This is a genomic window from Aeromonas bivalvium (assembly GCF_000819765.1).
In the GTDB taxonomy this organism is placed as follows: domain Bacteria; phylum Pseudomonadota; class Gammaproteobacteria; order Enterobacterales; family Aeromonadaceae; genus Aeromonas; species Aeromonas bivalvium.
The window spans coordinates 72093-90058 of record NZ_CDBT01000027.1; the positions used below are offsets into that span (position 1 = coordinate 72093).

Annotated in this window: 14 protein-coding genes and 1 pseudogene; 9 read left to right on the forward strand and 6 right to left on the reverse strand. The window is 55.7% G+C overall.

What is annotated here, in order from left to right:
* Positions 1-16: 16 nt before the first annotated feature.
* On the reverse strand, positions 17-2029 hold the full coding sequence (gene rep / locus BN1119_RS10410; RefSeq protein ID WP_041997623.1) for a DNA helicase Rep: 2013 nt from the start codon (positions 2027-2029) through the stop codon (positions 17-19).
* Positions 2030-2181: 152 nt separating this feature from the next.
* Between rep and BN1119_RS10415 the strand changes: the two genes are divergently transcribed.
* Together BN1119_RS10415 and BN1119_RS10420 are read left to right on the forward strand one after the other, a co-directional pair.
* Positions 2182-3402, forward strand: a complete 1221-nt coding sequence (locus BN1119_RS10415) for a SufS family cysteine desulfurase (RefSeq protein ID WP_041997599.1) — start codon at positions 2182-2184, stop codon at positions 3400-3402.
* 13 nt (positions 3403-3415) lie between these two features.
* On the forward strand, positions 3416-3853 hold the full coding sequence (locus tag BN1119_RS10420) for a SufE family protein (RefSeq protein WP_041997601.1): 438 nt from the start codon (positions 3416-3418) through the stop codon (positions 3851-3853).
* A gap of 31 nt (positions 3854-3884) precedes the next feature.
* Here the strand turns inward: BN1119_RS10420 and tcdA are convergent, their stop codons facing one another.
* Entirely contained in the window at positions 3885-4709 is an 825-nt protein-coding gene (gene tcdA / locus BN1119_RS10425) for a tRNA cyclic N6-threonylcarbamoyladenosine(37) synthase TcdA (RefSeq protein ID WP_041997604.1), read from the reverse strand.
* A gap of 437 nt (positions 4710-5146) precedes the next feature.
* On the opposite strand from tcdA, the gene BN1119_RS10430 reads away from it, so the two are divergent.
* The 3 genes from BN1119_RS10430 (at position 5147) to BN1119_RS10440 (ending at position 11338) form a co-directional block, all read left to right on the forward strand.
* Positions 5147-5764: a hypothetical protein gene (locus BN1119_RS10430; protein WP_041997608.1), complete on the forward strand. Its 618-nt coding sequence runs from the start codon at positions 5147-5149 to the stop codon at positions 5762-5764.
* Between the two features lie 106 nt (positions 5765-5870).
* On the forward strand, positions 5871-7991 hold the full coding sequence (locus BN1119_RS10435) for a hypothetical protein (protein ID WP_124814235.1): 2121 nt from the start codon (positions 5871-5873) through the stop codon (positions 7989-7991).
* Positions 7976-11338 (forward strand): tyrosine-type recombinase/integrase, encoded by a 3363-nt coding sequence (locus BN1119_RS10440; RefSeq protein WP_052448052.1) that lies wholly within the window; start codon positions 7976-7978, stop codon positions 11336-11338. Before BN1119_RS10435 ends, BN1119_RS10440 begins: the two co-directional genes overlap by 16 nt.
* 104 nt (positions 11339-11442) lie before the next feature.
* Here BN1119_RS10440 and BN1119_RS20470 read toward each other — a convergent pair whose 3' ends face one another.
* The 4 genes from BN1119_RS20470 to BN1119_RS10455 all read right to left on the reverse strand — a co-directional run bounded on the left by BN1119_RS20470 (position 11443) and on the right by BN1119_RS10455 (position 14033).
* Entirely contained in the window at positions 11443-11598 is a 156-nt protein-coding gene (locus BN1119_RS20470; protein ID WP_157438655.1) for a hypothetical protein, read from the reverse strand.
* 171 nt (positions 11599-11769) lie between these two features.
* Positions 11770-12636, reverse strand: a complete 867-nt coding sequence (locus BN1119_RS10445) for an HD domain-containing protein (RefSeq protein ID WP_052448053.1) — start codon at positions 12634-12636, stop codon at positions 11770-11772.
* Entirely contained in the window at positions 12633-13811 is a 1179-nt protein-coding gene (locus BN1119_RS10450; RefSeq protein WP_041997612.1) for an Arm DNA-binding domain-containing protein, read from the reverse strand. The genes BN1119_RS10445 and BN1119_RS10450 overlap by 4 nt, the downstream gene beginning before the upstream one ends.
* A 9-nt stretch (positions 13812-13820) precedes the next feature.
* Positions 13821-14033, reverse strand: coding sequence for a hypothetical protein (locus tag BN1119_RS10455; protein WP_041997613.1), 213 nt, complete (start codon positions 14031-14033; stop codon positions 13821-13823).
* A gap of 145 nt (positions 14034-14178) precedes the next feature.
* Here BN1119_RS10455 and BN1119_RS10460 point away from each other — a divergent pair, with 145 nt between their 5' ends.
* The 4 genes and pseudogenes from BN1119_RS10460 to BN1119_RS10475 all read left to right on the forward strand — a co-directional run.
* On the forward strand, positions 14179-14421 hold the full coding sequence (locus BN1119_RS10460; protein ID WP_041997615.1) for a helix-turn-helix domain-containing protein: 243 nt from the start codon (positions 14179-14181) through the stop codon (positions 14419-14421).
* Positions 14422-14639: 218 nt separating this feature from the next.
* Complete coding sequence (locus BN1119_RS10465; RefSeq protein ID WP_041997616.1) at positions 14640-15587, forward strand: IS30-like element ISAs2 family transposase; 948 nt, start codon at positions 14640-14642, stop codon at positions 15585-15587.
* A 48-nt stretch (positions 15588-15635) separates the two neighbouring features.
* Positions 15636-17432: a diguanylate cyclase domain-containing protein gene (locus BN1119_RS19650; protein ID WP_084205412.1), complete on the forward strand. Its 1797-nt coding sequence runs from the start codon at positions 15636-15638 to the stop codon at positions 17430-17432.
* A gap of 68 nt (positions 17433-17500) precedes the next feature.
* A pseudogene (locus BN1119_RS10475) lies at positions 17501-17966 on the forward strand (IS5-like element IS5B family transposase); the annotation flags it as partial.

Here is a 17966-nt window from a genome sequence, read left to right on the forward strand (position 1 = left end):
GGCGATCGCCCCCGCATCACTCCTTCTTGAACATGGCCCGCAGATTGGCCACCGCCATCTGCCCCTTCTGCTGGCGCTCCTCGGCACTCACCTTCTTCTGGTTTTCCCACTCCAGGTCATCCTGGGGCAGCTCCAGCAGGAAGCGGCTCGGCTCCGGCCGCACCGACTCGCCATACTGGCGACGCTCCTTGCAGAGGGTAAAGGTCAGCTCGGTCTGGGCCCGGGTGATGCCCACGTAGGCGAGACGCCGCTCCTCCTCCACGTTGTCCTCGTCGATGCTGGTCTGGTGGGGCAGCAAGCCCTCTTCCATGCCCACCATGTAGACATAGGGAAACTCCAGCCCCTTGGAGGCGTGCAACGTCATCAGCTGCACCTGGTCGGCATCATCTTCCCCCTCGTTGCGCTCCATCATGTCCCGCAGGGTGAGGCGAGTGACCACCTGGGCGAGGGTCATGGCCTCCTCCAGCTCGTCCCCCTCCAGCATCTCGCTGATCCAGCGATAGAGGGTGGAGACGTTCTGCATCCGCATCTCGGCCGCCTTCGGGCTGGGGGAGGTCTCGTAGAGCCACTCCTCGTAGTGGATCTCCTTGATCATGTCCCGCACCGCCTCCACCGGGTTGCCTCGCAGAACCTGATCGCCGAGGCGCACCAGCCAGTTGGTGAAGGCCTGCAGGGCGCTGAGGCCGCGGCCGGAGAGATGCTGTTCCAGTCCCAGCTCGAAGCTGGCGGCAAACAGGCTCTTGCCACGCTGGTTGGCGTATTGGCCCAGCTTCTCCAGGGTGGTGGGACCGATCTCCCGGCGCGGCAGGTTGACCACCCGCAGGAAGGCGGTGTCCTCGTCCGGATTCACCAGCAACTTGAGGTAGGCCATGATGTCCTTGATCTCGGTGCGGGAGAAGAAGGAGGTGCCCCCCGAGATGCGGTAAGGAATGCGGTTGGTCATCAGCGCCTTCTCGAAGATGCGCGACTGATGGTTGCCCCGATAGAGGATGGCGTAATCCTTGAAGCGGGTGCGGTTCATGAACTTGTGACCCATCAGCTCGGCGGCGATCCGCTCCGCCTCGTGCTCCTCGTTCTTGGCAAACAGCACCTTGAGCTTCACCCCCTCGTCCAGCTCGGAGAAGAGCGCCTTGTCGTAGACATGGGGGTTGTTGGCGATCAATATGTTGGCGCACTTGAGGATGCGCCGCTTGGAGCGGTAGTTCTGCTCCAGCTTGATGAGCTTGAGGCTGGGGAAATCCTCGTTCAGCAGCACCAGGTTCTGCGGCTTGGCCCCGCGCCAGGAGTAGATGGACTGGTCATCATCCCCCACCACGGTGAAGCGGGCCCGCTCGCCGACGATCTGCTTCACCAGCTCGTACTGGCTGGTGTTGGTGTCCTGGTATTCGTCGACCAGCAGGTAGCGGATCTTGTTTTGCCAGCGCTCGCGCACCTCCTGGTTGCTCTTGAGCAGCAGGGTCGGCATCACGATGAGATCGTCGAAATCCAGCGCGTTGTAGGCCACCATCTGGCGGTGGTAGCGCTCGTAGAGCTGGGCCATCAGCACCTCTTCCGGCCCGCGAGCGATGCGCATGGCCCGGGCCGGCAGGATGAGGTCGTTCTTCCAGTTGGAGATCTGGGTGATGAGGGCCGACAGCTTGTCCTTGTCGTTGTCGAGTTCCGCCTCGGTCAATTCTTTCAGCAGCGCCAGCTGGTCGGTATCGTCGAACAGGGAGAAGTTCGCCTTCAGATTCAGGCTCTTGTGCTCGCGGCGAATGATGTCGAGCCCCAGGGTATGGAAGGTGGAGACCATGAGCCCCCGCGCCTCCTTGCGGCCCAGGGTCTGGCCGACCCGCTCCTTCATCTCCCGCGCCGCCTTGTTGGTAAAGGTGACGGCGGCGATGTTGCGCGCACTGTAGCCGCACTGCTGCACCAGGTAGGCAATCTTGTTGGTGATGACGCGGGTCTTGCCCGATCCGGCACCCGCCAGCACCAGGCAAGGGCCGGAGACATACTTGACCGCTTCGTTCTGATTGGGGTTGAGCTTCATGGGCCGGATCTCTTGGCTTATGATGAGGGGCGGCATTGTAACAGAGATCCCGCAGGCAGCCGAAACCGGGCATGGGCTCCCGCCACTTCGCCTTGTGTTTGCCCGCCATTTTCCGGATCATGACCGACTTTTCCAGACGAGATGAGGGGAGCATGAATCAGCAACAGCACGACCGGCTGCGCAGCCAGTTTCCGGCCCTGGCACAGGAGGTGAACGGCCATCCTCTGGTCTATCTGGACAACGCCGCCACCACCCAGAAGCCGCAAGCCGTGCTGGACGCCATCGCTCACTACTATCGGGCCGACAATGCCAACGTGCACCGTGCCGCCCACGCCCTGAGCGGCCGCGCCACCCGCGCCTTCGAAGATGCTCGCGAGACGATTGCCCGCTTTATCAATGCCCCTCGCAGCCAGGAGGTGATCTGGACCCGCGGCACCACCGAGGCGATCAACCTGGTGGCCCAGAGCTTTGGCATGAGCGAGCTCAAGGCCGGGGACGAGATCCTGCTCAGCACCCTGGAGCACCACGCCAATATCGTCCCCTGGCAACTGGTCGCCCAGCGCACCGGTGCCGTCATACGGGTCATTCCGCTGGATAAGCGCGGGGATCTGGATATGAAGGCTTACCTAGCCATGCTGGGGCCGCGCACCCGGCTGGTAAGTGTGGCCCATGTCTCCAATGCCCTCGGTACCGTCAATCCGGTCGAGCAGATAGTGGCGGCCGCCAGGGCCGTCGGCGCCCTGGCTCTGATCGACGGCGCCCAGGCAGTGGCTCACCTCGAAGTAGACGTGCAGGCCATCGGCTGCGACTTCTACGCCTTCTCCGGTCACAAGCTCTACGGTCCGACCGGCATCGGCGTGTTGTGGGGCAGAACCGAACTATTGGAGCGGATGCCGCCCTGGCAGGCCGGCGGCGAGATGATCGACAGGGTCAGCTTCAGCGGCACCACCTTCAACGCCCTGCCCTTCAAGTTCGAGGCAGGCACCCCCCATATTGCCGGGGCCATCGGCCTGGCCGCCGCCATCGATTTTGTGATGGCGCAAGACCGGGGGGCGTTGGCCAGCCATGAAGCGGCGCTGACCGATTATCTGGTTGCCGGCCTGCGTCAGGTGCCTGGGTTGCGGCTGGTCGGCGAACCCGGCCAGCGCGCCGGCGCCGTCTCCTTCCTGCTGGACGACATCCATCCCCAGGATGCGGCCACCCTGCTCGACATGCAGGGGATCGCGCTGCGGGTCGGCCATCACTGCACCATGCCGTTGATGGAGAGCCTTGGCATCGGTGGCACCATGCGCGCCTCCCTGGCCTGCTACAACAATCGGGACGATGTGGACGCCCTGCTGGCCGCCCTGCACAAACTCAGTGACTTCTTCTAAGGCAGACAATCCAATGAACAGCCTCGCAACCTATACCCGGATCGGCCTTGAGCCCGACGCAGACAGCATCCGTCAGCAGTTTGCCGCAGCAAACGGCTGGGAGAACCAGTACCGGCTCATCATCCAGCTCGGCAAGCTGCTGCCCGCCTTGCCCGCAGGGTGGCAACAGGAAGAGAACCGCCTGAAAGGGTGCGAAAGTCAGGCCTGGCTGAAGGGAGAAAAAAGCGAGGATGGCTGCTGGCACTTTGCCTGCGACTCCGACGCCCGCATAGTGCGCGGCCTCATCGTCATCGTACTGGCGGCACTCAATCATCAGACTGCCGATGCTATCCAGGCTTTTGATATGGATGCCTATTTCAGCGAACTGGGGCTCGAGAAACACCTGAGCCCGTCGCGGGGCAACGGGCTCAGAGCTATCGTGTTGGGGATCCGGGATCTGGCGTCGGCGTAATCGAGCAAACTCCTGATGACGAGGCGGACGATTACGCTTCGCTAATCGACCCTACGATTTCTTTCTCTGCCCGGGCACCCCGTTCGGCAATCTTCTTCAACACCCGGGAGGCGGCCACCAGACCAAAGGTCGCCGTCACCGGCGTCACGGCACCGAAGCCGGAGGCGCAATCCATCTTCATGTTGCCGTCACTGGCCGCCTTGGCCTGACAGGTGCCACCATTGCCGTCCGGGTAGCTCAGCTGTTCGGTCGAGAAGACACACTCCACCCCGAACTTGCGCGCCGGATTCTTGCTGAAGTTGTGCAGCCGGCGCAGGTCGGAGCGCACCTTGGCCGCCAGCGGATCCTGGATTGTCTTGGCCAGATCCGCCACTGTGATTTGGGTCGGATCCATCTGCCCACCGGCCCCACCCGCGACTATTACCGGGATCTTGTTGCGCTTGCAGAAGGCAATCAGCGCCACCTTGGCCTTGACCGAGTCGATGGCATCCACCACATAGTCAAACTCCCGCTTGATATGCTCGGCCAGGTTGTCGGCGGTGACGAAGTCATCCACCTCGATCACCTCGCAATCCGGGTTGATGGCGCGAATGCGCTCGGCCATCACCTCCGTCTTGAGGCGACCGACTGTCCCTTGCATGGCGTGGATCTGACGATTGGTGTTGGTGATGCAGATGTCATCCATGTCGATCAGGGTGATCTGGTTGATGCCGGCACGGACCAGCGCCTCCGCCGCCCAGGAACCGACGCCGCCGATCCCCACCACGCAGACCTTGGCCTGACTGAAGGAACGCAGGGCGCGCTGACCATAAAGACGGGCAATGCCCCCGAATCGCTGTAGATATTCTGCTTTCATACCACCACCTTGCTTGAGGGCGGCCATTATAGCGACAACCATGGGCGGCGGCGAATTTCAGATAAACATGAAACGGGATGTAGCAACTAAATCGGGCCAACTGAGATGAGATAGAGAGATCGCAGAGACGAAAAAAAGCCCAGTCTTTCGACTGGGCTTCTTAAGTATTGGCGGAGCGGACGGGACTCGAACCCGCGACCCCCGGCGTGACAGGCCGTTCCAGCCAGATTATCTCTATTTCACTTATGTGGCATTAAATGTAATCAATTGTTTCTTAATGACAATTACCTTTGACATTCGGTTTTACCATTAAGAACAATTTACGCCACATACGTGGTCACGGTCACAAAATATCGATATTTCAATGATCAATATTTGATCGCGAATTTGCAGGGCGCTAGTCTCAAAATAGACCAATTACCATTTTGAGGTGTCTGATGAGTGACCCCTTCACGCTGTCTCGCGCCCACCCAGACCTCCGTTTCTCTGTCCATCCGCTCGCCCACGCAGCGTATCAGTGGAGCCTCGCCTACCCCCGTCTCGTCTCTTGGAAAAACCTGCCCGGCGGGCTGACCAGCCAATTGCTTCGGCAACCATTACAGGGCGTCATGTTGTACCAGCAGGGTAAAAACAAAAAGATGCGCCCAACGGAATTTCTGCTGTTTTCACCGCTGTGGCCGGCGCTGTACTGGGAGGCTCCCTATCCGCCGGAGGGCACGCTGCTCATTCATAACACCCCATCCCACGTCTCCAACGATGCCGACATTGAACAACAGGCGTGGGCCAGCGCCTTCAGCCTGCTCGTTATGAGCATCGACAGCAGAGAGCTCGCCGCTTTGCGAGAGAGTTTTCAGGCCCAACTGCCCCGGCATATGGCACAGTATTTTTTCGACAAGTCACAGGTGAGCGATGCAGACCTTTGCCTATGGACGGGGTGTAGCCGAGGCACGCTGGTCCAGCAACGCCGACGAGCGGTCAGCAACACTCCGGTCGCCAACCCCTTCGCTGATCCGATTGCGCTACTCGACACCGACTGGAGTCCGGACCATGGATGAGAGGCCCCCTCTAGATCAGGAGCGTTACCACAGACGACTGTGTCACCTGTCCCACGTGGTATGCCCAAAGCTTCTACCGCCCTCATTGCGCTTGACCACCTTCGCGATGCTCAAGTGGCTGATGGGAAACATGCCAGATGATTACTGGCACCGTTACGGAGATTTGGAACGCTGGGCTAGCCATCCACGCTATCGGGTGAACCCCAGTGCTCTTAACATAAAAACTCCATTTGAGGCTTGTCACTACCTCAGGCGACAGCAATTACTGACCGAGTGCGGATTCGCCGCTGCGATCAATATCACTTCCCCCTCGGCTTGGTCAGATGACGATCGCGATCACTATCGATGTTACCAGCAACTGGTCATCGTGAGTTGTCTAAAGTTACACCTCATCGGTGATCATGACTCCGCCATCGAAAACGCGCTGCGGGAGATCCGTCTGATCGCTACCGAAGCACGGCACACACCGGTGCTGCAAGAACTGCCGGATATGGCGGCTCACCCAGATCTGGCGACACTCATCACGACGCTACGTGCCAACCGCCAACACGCGCTATCGCCGCTCATCGAGCGAGGGCTTGGTTTTCTGTGTGTGGTCATCTACGATGCCTATCGCCTGGCAAAAGGCATCACTCGCTATCGCAGGTCAAAGAAACTGCCCGTCGCCGAGCACTATGTCCAATTGATTCAGCTAGAAAAAACTGATGACACTGACATCGTGATCGAAGAGCTAGTTATGCGACCAGGGCCTAATGGAGAGCCGATCGATGAGCTGCCTTTCGCTCTTGATACCAAGACCGTGCGCATCCACGACCCCAGCTCTCCGCACCGCTCACCATTTTTACGCGCCGAATTGAACAGGCGAGTCACCGAACAACTGGCAGTGCGTCAGCTGTCACTTCCGTGTAGCTTCGAGCAGGCCAGTGATTGGGATATCGAGCATCTAGTGAGGGATGCAGTCAACGAGGGTGACCCTGCTGGAGGTTGGTTATTGCTAGCTCTCGTATGCGGCGGTATCCCTGGTGGCCTAGCAACAGGCCGGAGTTTGCAGGTCATAAAAGATCACCTCTGCCTCGTCATTGAACACAAGGTACCAGCAAGTACACTGGATGAGCGACTACATGCTCTGCTGCCCCCCACCCACTCACGTGTCGTTCTGCCGCTCCCAACGGTGTTACAACATTTGGCTGTCAATGCACCGCCCCCGAGCGAACAGTTGTTGAAAAAGCACCTTGCGCTTATCAACGAACGCCACCAAACCCGGCTAACCCTGGGGCGAGTCACTCGTTATCTGGAGCACTGGTATATCAACCAAGGCTTCGATCTGATGCAGGTGGCGCTCGTCCGTGGTCAGGACTACAAGAAGCGCCCGGCACTGGCGTACAGCAATACCCCCACCGACCAGGTGACCAAGCACCATCGAGCCTATCTACAGTTTTTGTTTAACTTGGCGGGACTGGATGCGGGTCTGCCGCCAGCCCGTAGCATCCCTGCCACGGTTGGCAGTAGTCTGCTCCTGCCGGGCAAGGTGCTGCATAACCTGTTTAACCGGCTGTTAATACCGCCACCGGCCCCCAAGCGTGATGCAGCCCTTGAGGAGGTGGCGAGCTTTCACAATCACTACCTTTGCTACGTGTGGGCACTGCTGACGTTTGTAACTGGTCACCGGGATGTGACTGCTCCACTGGGATCGCTCGCTGACTACAACCCCATCACGCGTACATGGTGGATAAGCGATAAAGAGATCCGTAATGGGCTGGCGGCTCGGACCTTGGTGATCCCTGTCACCGCCGCTCGCCAGGTCGCACTTTACCAAGCCCATCTACATGCCCTGGGTCAACGCTACCGACTTCTGCATCGCGGGCTGGCACAGCGCTGCGATGCCGCACTTGATGGCAGCAAAAATCTGCTGTTTTTCATCCTTCATGACAGTCAGGGTCATCTGCTGCCTCAGGATCCCACACCCAGCAACCTCAATCAGCAACTGGGTAACCGGCTGCCGATCCAGCACAACTGGGCTCGCCACCATCTACGCAGCGTCCTGCTGCGCAGCGAACTGGCACCGTCAGTGATCGATGGCTGGATGGGGCACGAGGAGATCGGCGAGTCGATATTCGGTCGCCACAGCTGCCTGTCCATCCAGACTCTGCAACACGTTGCCGACCTCATTGAAGCACATTTGAATTTTCACCAGATTGAGGCAAGGGCAGGATGGCAAATCCTCTGATCCTATCACCGCGGCGCCGCGAGCTGATGGTACAACTTGGCCGAGATAAGCGCCGACAGGACCGTAAAGATGAGGCCGAAGTGGTGATCACCCAGGCCATCAAGATCTTTCGTCATCATCTACCAGAGATGTTGGAAGAATCTCCCTGTGCCGACCGATTTGAACGGTTGTGGCCAGACATTGATGCCCAACTGCGGCAAGATCTAAAGACCCTGCACGCCTACCGCTTTGCCTACTCGGTTATCTGCCAGAAACTGGAGATGGGGAACCGGCAGGGAATCTGGTGCATTGCGATCCCCCCTCCTTACTTGACTGTGCGACGCCCTCACCCATTTCGCTCCGAGCATTGGCACCAAGCGACTATCACTATGGCCAACGCAGCTCATACTTGGCGCACCACATTGAGTGAACCGACCCAAGACCCCGACCGGTTATTCGCCCGTTTGCTCGTCTGCGGAATCCTCTATGGCGGGCTCAATCGCCCCTATTTGTGGCTCGCCATGGGGCATGCATTGCTCGAAATCCAGCCGCTGTCCGGTAATCATGAACTAACTTGGATCACCCTAACCCTCGAGCCTGGCGAGCTTCCCAGTAACAGCTATTACCATCATGACGAACACGATGGCAATGCAGAACACAACGAGATACACCAGACTGGTATACGGGCCATCACCCAAGTGAATTACATGCCTGACCCAATCAGCCTCGGTATATTGCGGCAGTTTCTCAAACATCGCCCCGCAACTTGGTGCCCTCCAACCAAACAGGCAGAGTGCCTTGGATTGTTGCAAAAGGAATTGGGAGCAGAGATCAGCCAGCAAGCGCTCTGCAGAGGAGCCATCGGCTTAACCGAACATCAGCTTGGTACTGAACTCCCGCAGGTACTGCTGGAATATGCAGCAGGACGAACCCCAAGTGCATCACTTCCTCTCGCATACTGGCACCGGCTGCTCCAACCTCGCCTGTACCCAGCCAACCAGGACACCTATCAGAAATTTAACTCTCTAGAAAGCGTGGCGAAATGGCCAATGGCAAGCACCAGCCAGCCATCGCAAAAACCCTATCTGCTAGATGAATTAAGAGCGATTTTTCGACAAGACCCAGCCGCGCCCAAGGGCCCGAAAACCATCATCACGGAACTCGATGCTCTTGGGAACACGAGTGCCCTTACGCTCAGCGAACAAGTGCTAGTCAGCTGGTTGCTGTCATTGCTTCTGACACGCCGTTTGGCCCCGTCGACTGCTCAGCGCTACCTCGAAAGCATCGGCAAGGAGTGGTTATCGATGACCGCACAACTACCGCTTGCAAGCTACGATGGCATCGATTTTACCGAACTCTATCACAGCATTCTTAACCGCCCACGCAGCCAATATCAGCGTGACTTCATGGCTGGCCGCCTTCAGGACATGCATGTCTTCGCCGTCGAGGCGTTTGATATGGCAGCGCTACCAGAATCACTTGCAACCGGCGAGAAGAAAATTCCCCATGTCAGCGCCGCCATAGTCGATGAGCCCCTCTTTGCCGGTTTGCTGGCACAGGTCGATTGCTTCATCGATACCGACGTTACTCTGCGGATGATGCTTAAATCCTTTCTTATCATGGCCTATCGCACCGGTTTGCGCCCCGGAGAACTCGCCAAGTTGCGGCTAATGGATGTTGAGCCCTCCCCCATCGGGTGGCTTTTTGTCCGCAACAACCGCCACGGTCATAACAAGACCGATGCGGCACTGCGCAAAGTACCACTTTACCCCATGCTCACCGGCAATGAGCGCGATCTCCTCAAACGCTATATTGGCGAGCGACGGATGCAGGCGGATAGCAACAAGGAGTTGCTGTTCCACGCTGCGGGCAATCTCCACGAGCGGGTCAACCTGCAACAGATCTCCCTGATGGTCAGGTCTGTACTCTACCAACTCAGTGGCGGCCTTCATTATCGACTCTACCACCTGCGTCACAGCTGTTTTTCTCGGATGCAGTTGCTGCTGCATCACGATCTGGTGTCCTTGCCAGACATTGTCCAGCGAGCCTTGTTGCCCTACCCCGACACACAACGCGAGGAGATTGTCCGCCTGATCGCAGGCCAGCATCGCCTGCGGGATCGCTATATGGCGCTCGCAGTGATGGCTGGGCACAGCAGTCCCGAGATCACACTGAATCACTACCTGCACTTCACCGACCTGTTACTTGGCTGCCACCTAGCATGCAACCAAACCCCGCTCTCCAGGCAAGAGAGCCAATATCTGTTTGGTATATCGACCCACAAGCAACGCACACTAGACTGCGAACAGGAAAAACCAACGCCCCTGACCCCGGCTAAGCTGATGCCCCACCTACTGAAAAGGCTGGGAGCCTATCAGGCAACACCACCGCGCCAAGTGCGGCAAGGCATCAAGGCGAAAACCCTCGCCGATGCAAACCGAGCCAGTCATTACGTGCAGAGTGAAGCCGTCCTCAAGCATCTTGAAAAAGGAAAGGATCGACGGGAGATAGCCAGCCAATTTGGCTTGAGCGAAGAGTTGCTGGCGACTTGGCATGCTAGCGCAATCGAGCTAGGCAATCTGGTGACACAAAAAGCCCGCTCACGGTTGATTCCCCGCAACCGGCAGCGACAACTGCTCCCGGCTGAACTCGGCACAACCGCAGAGAAACATGCACTGGCTGACGTCTTGAAAGTCTGCCAAGCCATGAGAAAGAGACCCAAACAGATGGCCGAGTTCAGGTGGGCCATCCGCTATTGCCTGACCAACTCAAACAGCTCCCATGCCGGGATCAAATTCACCTCTCCAAAAATCTTCCGCCGCTTTATGACCTTTGTCAGCAAGTTATATCCCTGGTTTCAGTGGCGACTTGATCTCCACGTGCCCCAAGATAAACCTGCCAAACGCTGGCACCTTCATCCAGCGCTGGCCGTCGAGCGCAGCACGCTGCGCAAAGTGCAGCAGTTTCCCCAAGGCTATGCCTACTTATACCTAAACCACCCCAAGGAGGAATTATGCCAGGCGGGCCATTCATCACCGATGTTGCGCTATCTGTTTCATCGCTTTGCCATAATCCTATTCAAGGCGACCAGCATCCGCCGCTGGCAAATTGGCGATTCACAAAATCTGCAACGCATCGCAAAACTGGCCGACACCAATCCAATGACGTACGAGGTACTGATGGAGATTGACAGGATGAGCCGTGACATGACGCACTATGAAATGGCGCTATGTGGGTCATTATTCCATGAGGCTCTACAGAGGGCTGATGAGGATGTTTACAGGGATGTCGTAGAGCAACTATATGAAGAAGGCCGTCAACGCGCCGCCGAATGGTCTGTTGCTCAGGATGAACCCCGATGGGATTAGCCAGGCAAGCTCTTTCTGGCGCGGCTCTGAAAAGTGGGGGTCATCCCCGCCCATTGAGCCCACCCCTCTCACGGGCTGAGCTCAAATTCCCTAACCAATTGGTTTCAGGATCCTGCCCCACTCTTTTCATCAAAATTATTGGGTGTCTGGGTTGTCTGTTTTTTCAGCTTTCTGCCCTCAAGGTAGAGATATCCAGCAGCAAAGGCGATCAGCTCCATGGCTAGAAAGAAGATACTGAGAATGACGATGCTCGAGCTCATACATGCTCCTTGTTGCATAAATCAAACAGGATAGTCCCTGAACCCCAAGGGATGCTGAAAGTATCCTGCCGATATGTGGTCCCTGCAAGTTGCCCAAAGCGCCGCAAACAGTCGGGCGCTGTGGCCCTCTCGGCACATCTTGCTGTCAACGGCCGTCAGAGCTTCGAGATCTCAGTCCAACCGTTTGTAGACCTGATCGCCATAAGGCGATTTGACAAACCAGTAATAGGCCGGGACCTCGGTGAAAGCCCGTCGCCAGTTGTGTACATCCATAGACAATCGATCACAGATATGAACCATCTGGGCTGGCAGATAGGCCTCCGACTGCCGACCAATTTTGATGGAAAGGCAAGAACTGATGGCCTCAAACAGCTTGGGCGCCTCCTGACTGAGGCGGGCCAGCGGCTCGGCCAGCACCATGAAATTGAACGACTCATGTTGCCCCACGACCCCGTTCCCGCTTGTGTTGTTGTAGAACAGGTGGATCTTGCCGATGTCATGCAGAAGACCGCCGATAAAGGCCACGCTGGTGCTAATCGGGCCGACTTGATGCTGCATGCAGAGCGCCGAGGCGGTGATTGCCACCTCATGACTGTGCTCAAGCAGTCCACCGGTATGGTGATGATGGTACTGGTTGCTCGCCTTGCCGGTGAAGAAGGGCCACATGATGCGATCATCAAGCAGCACGGCGAGGTAGAATCGCCGCAGGGCCGCATCCGGTAAATAAGCGAGCATCCCCCAGATATCCGACAAGATGGCATGTTGTTTATCTGCCAGCCATGAAAATTGCTGCTCAATGTCGTCACGACGCACCTCAACAGGCAACGGCATGAAGGTCATCAATCGAGGCACTTCCTCGCGATTCATCTCCAGCAGCAACCACTGCCCAGCCGGCACCACATCCGCCAGCAGCTCACCGCTGACATCGACATGGCGACCCCCTTTCAGGAAAGTCAAACGCCACACGCCAGCACTAGGCAAGCCGTGAATCAGCTCGGCCCACACCAGCGTCAAGTTAAACGGGGATGTGAATTTCATACCTCATCCTCCAGATCAAGTTCACCGTCCAGCAGTTGTTCGAAAGCGGCACCATCCCGACCGACCAGATTGGGCACATAGCGCGAATAGACCCGAAACAGCATGCTGGTCGTGGAATGACCCAGCTGGCGGGCAATCCACTCCGGATTTTCGCCGGCGGCCAGCCACAGAGTGGCAGCCGTATGGCGAGTCTGATAAGGGTTGCGCTTTTCAAGCTTCAGATTGGCCAACAATGGGTACCAGACACGCTGAGCCACATTGCGGTGGTTGAGTGGCTCACCGTTGCGAGCACAAAACACGAAGGTACTTTTCTCGCCCGAGAACCCCCACTGTTCACGCAAGGCCTCATAGACTCGCTGGCTCATTGCGATGGTGCGGTGAGATCCACTGGTCTTGGTGGGCCCGACTTTACCCCTGACCAAGGACTGGTGAATATGAATAAGGCGGGCGCCAAAATCCACATTGTCCCAACAAAGCCCATCGATCTCACCCGTGCGCATGCCAGTGAAGAAACGCACCGTGAAATAGGGACGATAGTCCGCCCGTACCTTGGTCAGAATGAGTTGCACCTCCTCTAGGGTAAACGGCAGGACTTGCGCCCTAGGCATCGGCAGGGCCTTGATATTGCGCCACGGGCTATCAAACTCGAACCGCTCGGCCGCCTCGTTCAAGATGAGGCGCAGGTAGGTCATGATGTGGTTGATACGGGAAGCCGACAGCGCCCGTTCGTTCTGCCCACCCGGCTCACACAAGCGCAACCGAAACGCCAAGATCTGTTGCTTGGTGATGGCAGCTAACAGCTGCTCACCCATGGCCGGAATCAGGTGACAGCGTAAAATGCCATCCACCGTTTCAATTTGGCTCTCCCGCCACTCGACCCGTTTTTCATCGAGCCATAGCTCGGCGAAGGCGGAGAAAATCATCCGCGCACCAGAGGCCTTCTGCCGACTCAGTCTCTCCATGGCCACATACTTCTCAACCTTGGGACTGTTGGGAAAGTGATGCCCATAGTCAAAGGTACCGATACGGATCTGTTGCTCTATCAAGCAGAGCACCTTATTGAGCTTCTGCCGGTTAGCCTGGGTATCAGCCAACGTGGTTTGCTCCCGACAGCGGACCCCCCTGTAACGAAAGTCCAGATAAAGCTTGCCATTACGGCTATTTATCGAGCCCATCGCACCACCTCACTTCAAGCTAGCAATGAGATCGTGGGCTGCTGCTCCTTGCAGCATGGACTCCTCTACCCGCTCCCAGATGTAGAGAATTTTTCGCCCACCAAACGGACGGATGTAATGCACGCCCTCGAACAGCACAGCGTCTTTCAGACTCTGGCGGATTGTTCGCACGTCGTATTTGATCCGTGATGAGAGCTCTTCGGTTGTCAGATAGGTACTCATATCTCGCCTCCAAGTGAATCACAAATGAGTCATTTCGCTCGCGCAAGATGAATATAAATCACGCAATGTATTTGTCAATGCTTTTTTTGCATCATGCATGTTTCATTTGGTAGGCTATGTGAAAAATACTCGCTATGGATAAGTCATGATTAGGATCCTGCTCATCAAGCTACTTGACGAAAAATCGTTCCAAGAAAAGCGCCGCATAACTCTCTCTGAAGTGAGCGAAAAAACAGGGATCAGTCGGGCAACCCTGACCCGGATCGCCAACGTGCCTGGTAATGTCACCAATACCGATACAATCAATGCGTTGTGTAAATATTTTGGATGCCAGCCTGGAGAGTTGTTGAGGTATGTCGAGGAGGAGGACAGTCCTGCGGGGGAGTGAAATATAAGTTCCGGTCCCGCCCTCTTGATGGCTCTCATGCAGAAGGTAGAGTCTGAACTTTTATTTCTTAAGGGTTATTCAGTGCAGCTCAACGACGCCTGCAGCGATTACTTCGGGAATTCAGATAATAAGTGCGACACTCATGGATGAATGGCGAGAGGTGGCCAACTGCTGATTGGTGGTACCCTTCTGCTCGCCAAAGTAAAAGCAGTATCACCATGAGCTATCAGCAGTTGACCGAGGGGCAACGATACCAGTTATCGGTGCTTCGCGCACAGGGGATGTCCATCCTTGCCACCGCACGCGCCATTGGCGTTCATCGCTCCACCCTCTACCGGGAGCTGCGTCGTAACGCCGGGCCGCAGGGCTACCAGCCAGACAATGCGCATCAGCACGCCACCCACCGACGGGCTAGTGCGGCCAAATCTCGGCTATCTGCCGATGTCATCCAGTTTGTCGAGCTGACACTCGCCTGGTGGTGGAGCCCGGAGCAGATAAGCGCGGTGGGCAAGCAGATAGACCTCATGGTGAGTCACGAGTGGATATACCGCCATGTGGCCGCCGACAAAGCCCGGGGTGGCCAGTTGTACCGCCATCTGCGCCAGGGCCACAAGCGCTACCGCAAGGGAGCGAGCAGCCTGCGTTCTCCCATCAAGGAAGCCCGCTCTATTGATGAACGGCCGGCTATCGTCGATAGCCGGGAGCGGCTCGGTGATTGGGAGGCGGACACGGTGCTGGGCAAGCAAGGCACAGGTACACTGGTCACCCTGGTGGAGCGCAAGAGCCGGCTCTATCTGGTCAAGCGGGTCGCGAGCAAACAGGCTGGGGTGGTGCGGGATGCGATAATCGAGATGTTAACGCCCTACATCGAGCAGGCGCATACCATCACCTTTGACAACGGCGGCGAGTTTGCCGAACACAAGGCGATAGAGGAAGCGCTGGGTGCCGAGACTTACTTTGCGCACCCTTACTCTTCGTGGGAGCGCGGTCTGAACGAGAACAGCAATGGGCTGTTGAGGCAGTTTATCCCAAAGGGAACAGACCTGAGAGAGGTCACGGACGAGGATGTCAGGAGAGCGGAGCAGTGGCTCAACCTACGACCTCGGAAATGTCTCGGATTCAGGCAGCCTGTCAAGGTATTCGAAGAGTACCGTCAGGCGGCATAGGCGAGTGTCGCACTTCGAAGTTGAATTCGCGATTTAATAGGTGCAAAGATGGTTAACTGGAAAAAATATCCAACGACGTTTCAGCTATATTTGTACTCCATGTTTTTCATTGTAGTGTTACTTATCGGCAGTTTTATTGTTGTTGCTCATGAACAAGCCCGTTATCAACAAGCCGTAAAAAGTAGGGAAACATCAATTCGTTTGGCTGAAGAGTTGCGACAGTCTTCCAGTGATTTAGCGCGTTTGGTCAGAACTTACGTTATTACAGGTAAACCTGAATATAAAGAACAGTTTCAAGCAGTAGTCGAAATCCGTGATGGCAAAAGACCAAGGCCACACAACTACAGTTTGGCGTACTGGGATTTCAAGGCGATCGAGGCAGCTGCAGAAATTGATGAAACCAAACCACAAGAGATAGCCGTCCCGTTGGTGGAGTTAATGCGACAGGCCGGAGTGACGAAAGCTGAGCTGGAAAATTTGAAAAAGTCAAAAGCTCGTTCAGACGAATTAGTTGATTTGGAAAACAGAGCTATGGCTCTGTTTGAAGAACAACCCCCTACATCAGCGCAAAAACGTGATCAGGCTTTGGCAATGCTTGCTGACAATCACTTTATGGCGATGAAAGCTGAGGTTATGCGGCCTATTATTGAAACAGAGCAGATGATCATTGCCAGAACTCAGTATGAAGTCACAATGACAAATCAGCGCTTGCAGTTAGCGACAGCGGCATTATTTGTGCTTGGCGCTTTTTTGATCTTACTGATCTTTAAGGTGGGGCAAGAGCTCAGAAGAATCATCGGTTGTTCAATCCAGGATTTACAACAGACTATCACTGTTATTGGTAGTGGAGATTTTTTGACACCTATTCAGGTCGATAAAAAATACTCTGACAGCGTTCTTTCCTGGATTGCGCAGACACAGCGTAAACTGGCCGAACTAAATTTGGCACACTTTAAAGCTATAGTGGATTCATCAGATGATGCCATTATCAGTAAGAACATCAATGGCATAGTTGCAAGCTGGAATCAGAGTGCCGAAGTTATATTTGGTTATACAGCAGACGAGATGATAGGTCAGTCATTAAAAAACATTATTCCACCGGACCGTTTACATGAGGAGCCCGGCATTCTTGCCAGTATCTCGCGGGGAGAAAAAGTGAACCATTTTGAAACCCAGCGTATGCATCGTGATGGTCATTTAGTAGATGTGTCTGTCACCATTTCACCGATTTATAACGCTGAGGGTCAAGTCATCGGTGCTTCAAAAATAGCTCGTGATATCAGTATGGCAAAAGCTGCTGAGGCTGAAATTCACCGCTTAGCATTTTATGACTCGTTAACGGGCTTGGCCAATCGGAGTCTATTAAATGACAGACTCAGTCAGGCAATTATCAAGTCCTGCAGAGACAGCAGGGTATTTGCGTTACTGTTTTTGGATTTAGATAATTTCAAAATTCTCAATGACACTAAAGGACATGACGCTGGTGATGAATTATTAAAAGAAGCGGCATTAAGATTAAAAGAGGTCGTGCGGGATAGTGACACTGTAGCCAGGTTTGGGGGGGATGAATTTGTTGTGTTGCTGAACGGTCCAGCTGAATGTTCAGCCGATCCTGATACTTGGGTCTGTAACGTTATTAACAAAGTGATTCAACGGCTTGCAGAGCCTTATCATGTCGCAGGAATCGTACATTGTTGTACTGCAAGCGTTGGCGCTACATTGTTCCGTGGGCAGCAATATACTGCAAGCGATTTGTTAAAACAGGCTGATCACGCTATGTATGAAGCAAAATATTCCGGAAAGAATTGCTTTAAAATATTTGATATGAATGATGGCGTTGTCTAAGGAAGGTGCGAACAAGTCCCTGATATGAGATCATGTTTGTCATCTGGAGCCATGAAAAAGGGTTCATCATGAGTCATCAGCTCACCTTCGCCGACAGTGAATTCAGCAGTAAGCGCCGTCAGACTAGAAAAGAGATTTTCTTGTCCCGCATGGAGCAGATTCTGCCATGGCAAAACATGGTGGAAGTCATCGAGCCGTTTTATCCCAAGGCTGGTAATGGCCGGCGACCTTATCCGCTGGAAACCATGCTACGCATTCACTGCATGCAGCATTGGTACAACCTGAGCGATGGCGCGATGGAAGATGCTCTGTACGAAATCGCCTCCATCCGTCTGTTTGCCCGGTTATCCCTGGATAGCGCCTTGCCGGACCGCACCACCATCATGAATTTCCGCCACCTGCTGGAGCAGCATCAACTGGCCCGCCAATTGTTCAAGACCATCAATCGCTGGCTGGCCGAAGCAGGCGTCATGATGACTCAAGGCACCTTGGTCGATGCCACCATCATTGAGGCTCCCAGCTCGACCAAGAACA

What these genes read in the sequence shown, in the direction of transcription:
- rep (WP_041997623.1), bottom strand. Translation starts at nt 2,029, where the DNA reads ATGAAGCTCAACCCCAATCAGAACGAAGCGGTCAAGTATGTCTCCGGC.
- BN1119_RS10415 (WP_041997599.1), top strand. Translation starts at nt 2,182, where the DNA reads ATGAATCAGCAACAGCACGACCGGCTGCGCAGCCAGTTTCCGGCCCTG.
- BN1119_RS10420 (WP_041997601.1), top strand. Translation starts at nt 3,416, where the DNA reads ATGAACAGCCTCGCAACCTATACCCGGATCGGCCTTGAGCCCGACGCA.
- tcdA (WP_041997604.1), bottom strand. Translation starts at nt 4,709, where the DNA reads ATGAAAGCAGAATATCTACAGCGATTCGGGGGCATTGCCCGTCTTTAT.
- BN1119_RS10430 (WP_041997608.1), top strand. Translation starts at nt 5,147, where the DNA reads ATGAGTGACCCCTTCACGCTGTCTCGCGCCCACCCAGACCTCCGTTTC.
- BN1119_RS10435 (WP_124814235.1), top strand. Translation starts at nt 5,871, where the DNA reads ATGCTCAAGTGGCTGATGGGAAACATGCCAGATGATTACTGGCACCGT.
- BN1119_RS10440 (WP_052448052.1), top strand. Translation starts at nt 7,976, where the DNA reads ATGGCAAATCCTCTGATCCTATCACCGCGGCGCCGCGAGCTGATGGTA.
- BN1119_RS20470 (WP_157438655.1), bottom strand. Translation starts at nt 11,598, where the DNA reads ATGAGCTCGAGCATCGTCATTCTCAGTATCTTCTTTCTAGCCATGGAG.
- BN1119_RS10445 (WP_052448053.1), bottom strand. Translation starts at nt 12,636, where the DNA reads ATGAAATTCACATCCCCGTTTAACTTGACGCTGGTGTGGGCCGAGCTG.
- BN1119_RS10450 (WP_041997612.1), bottom strand. Translation starts at nt 13,811, where the DNA reads ATGGGCTCGATAAATAGCCGTAATGGCAAGCTTTATCTGGACTTTCGT.
- BN1119_RS10455 (WP_041997613.1), bottom strand. Translation starts at nt 14,033, where the DNA reads ATGAGTACCTATCTGACAACCGAAGAGCTCTCATCACGGATCAAATAC.
- BN1119_RS10460 (WP_041997615.1), top strand. Translation starts at nt 14,179, where the DNA reads ATGATTAGGATCCTGCTCATCAAGCTACTTGACGAAAAATCGTTCCAA.
- BN1119_RS10465 (WP_041997616.1), top strand. Translation starts at nt 14,640, where the DNA reads ATGAGCTATCAGCAGTTGACCGAGGGGCAACGATACCAGTTATCGGTG.
- BN1119_RS19650 (WP_084205412.1), top strand. Translation starts at nt 15,636, where the DNA reads ATGGTTAACTGGAAAAAATATCCAACGACGTTTCAGCTATATTTGTAC.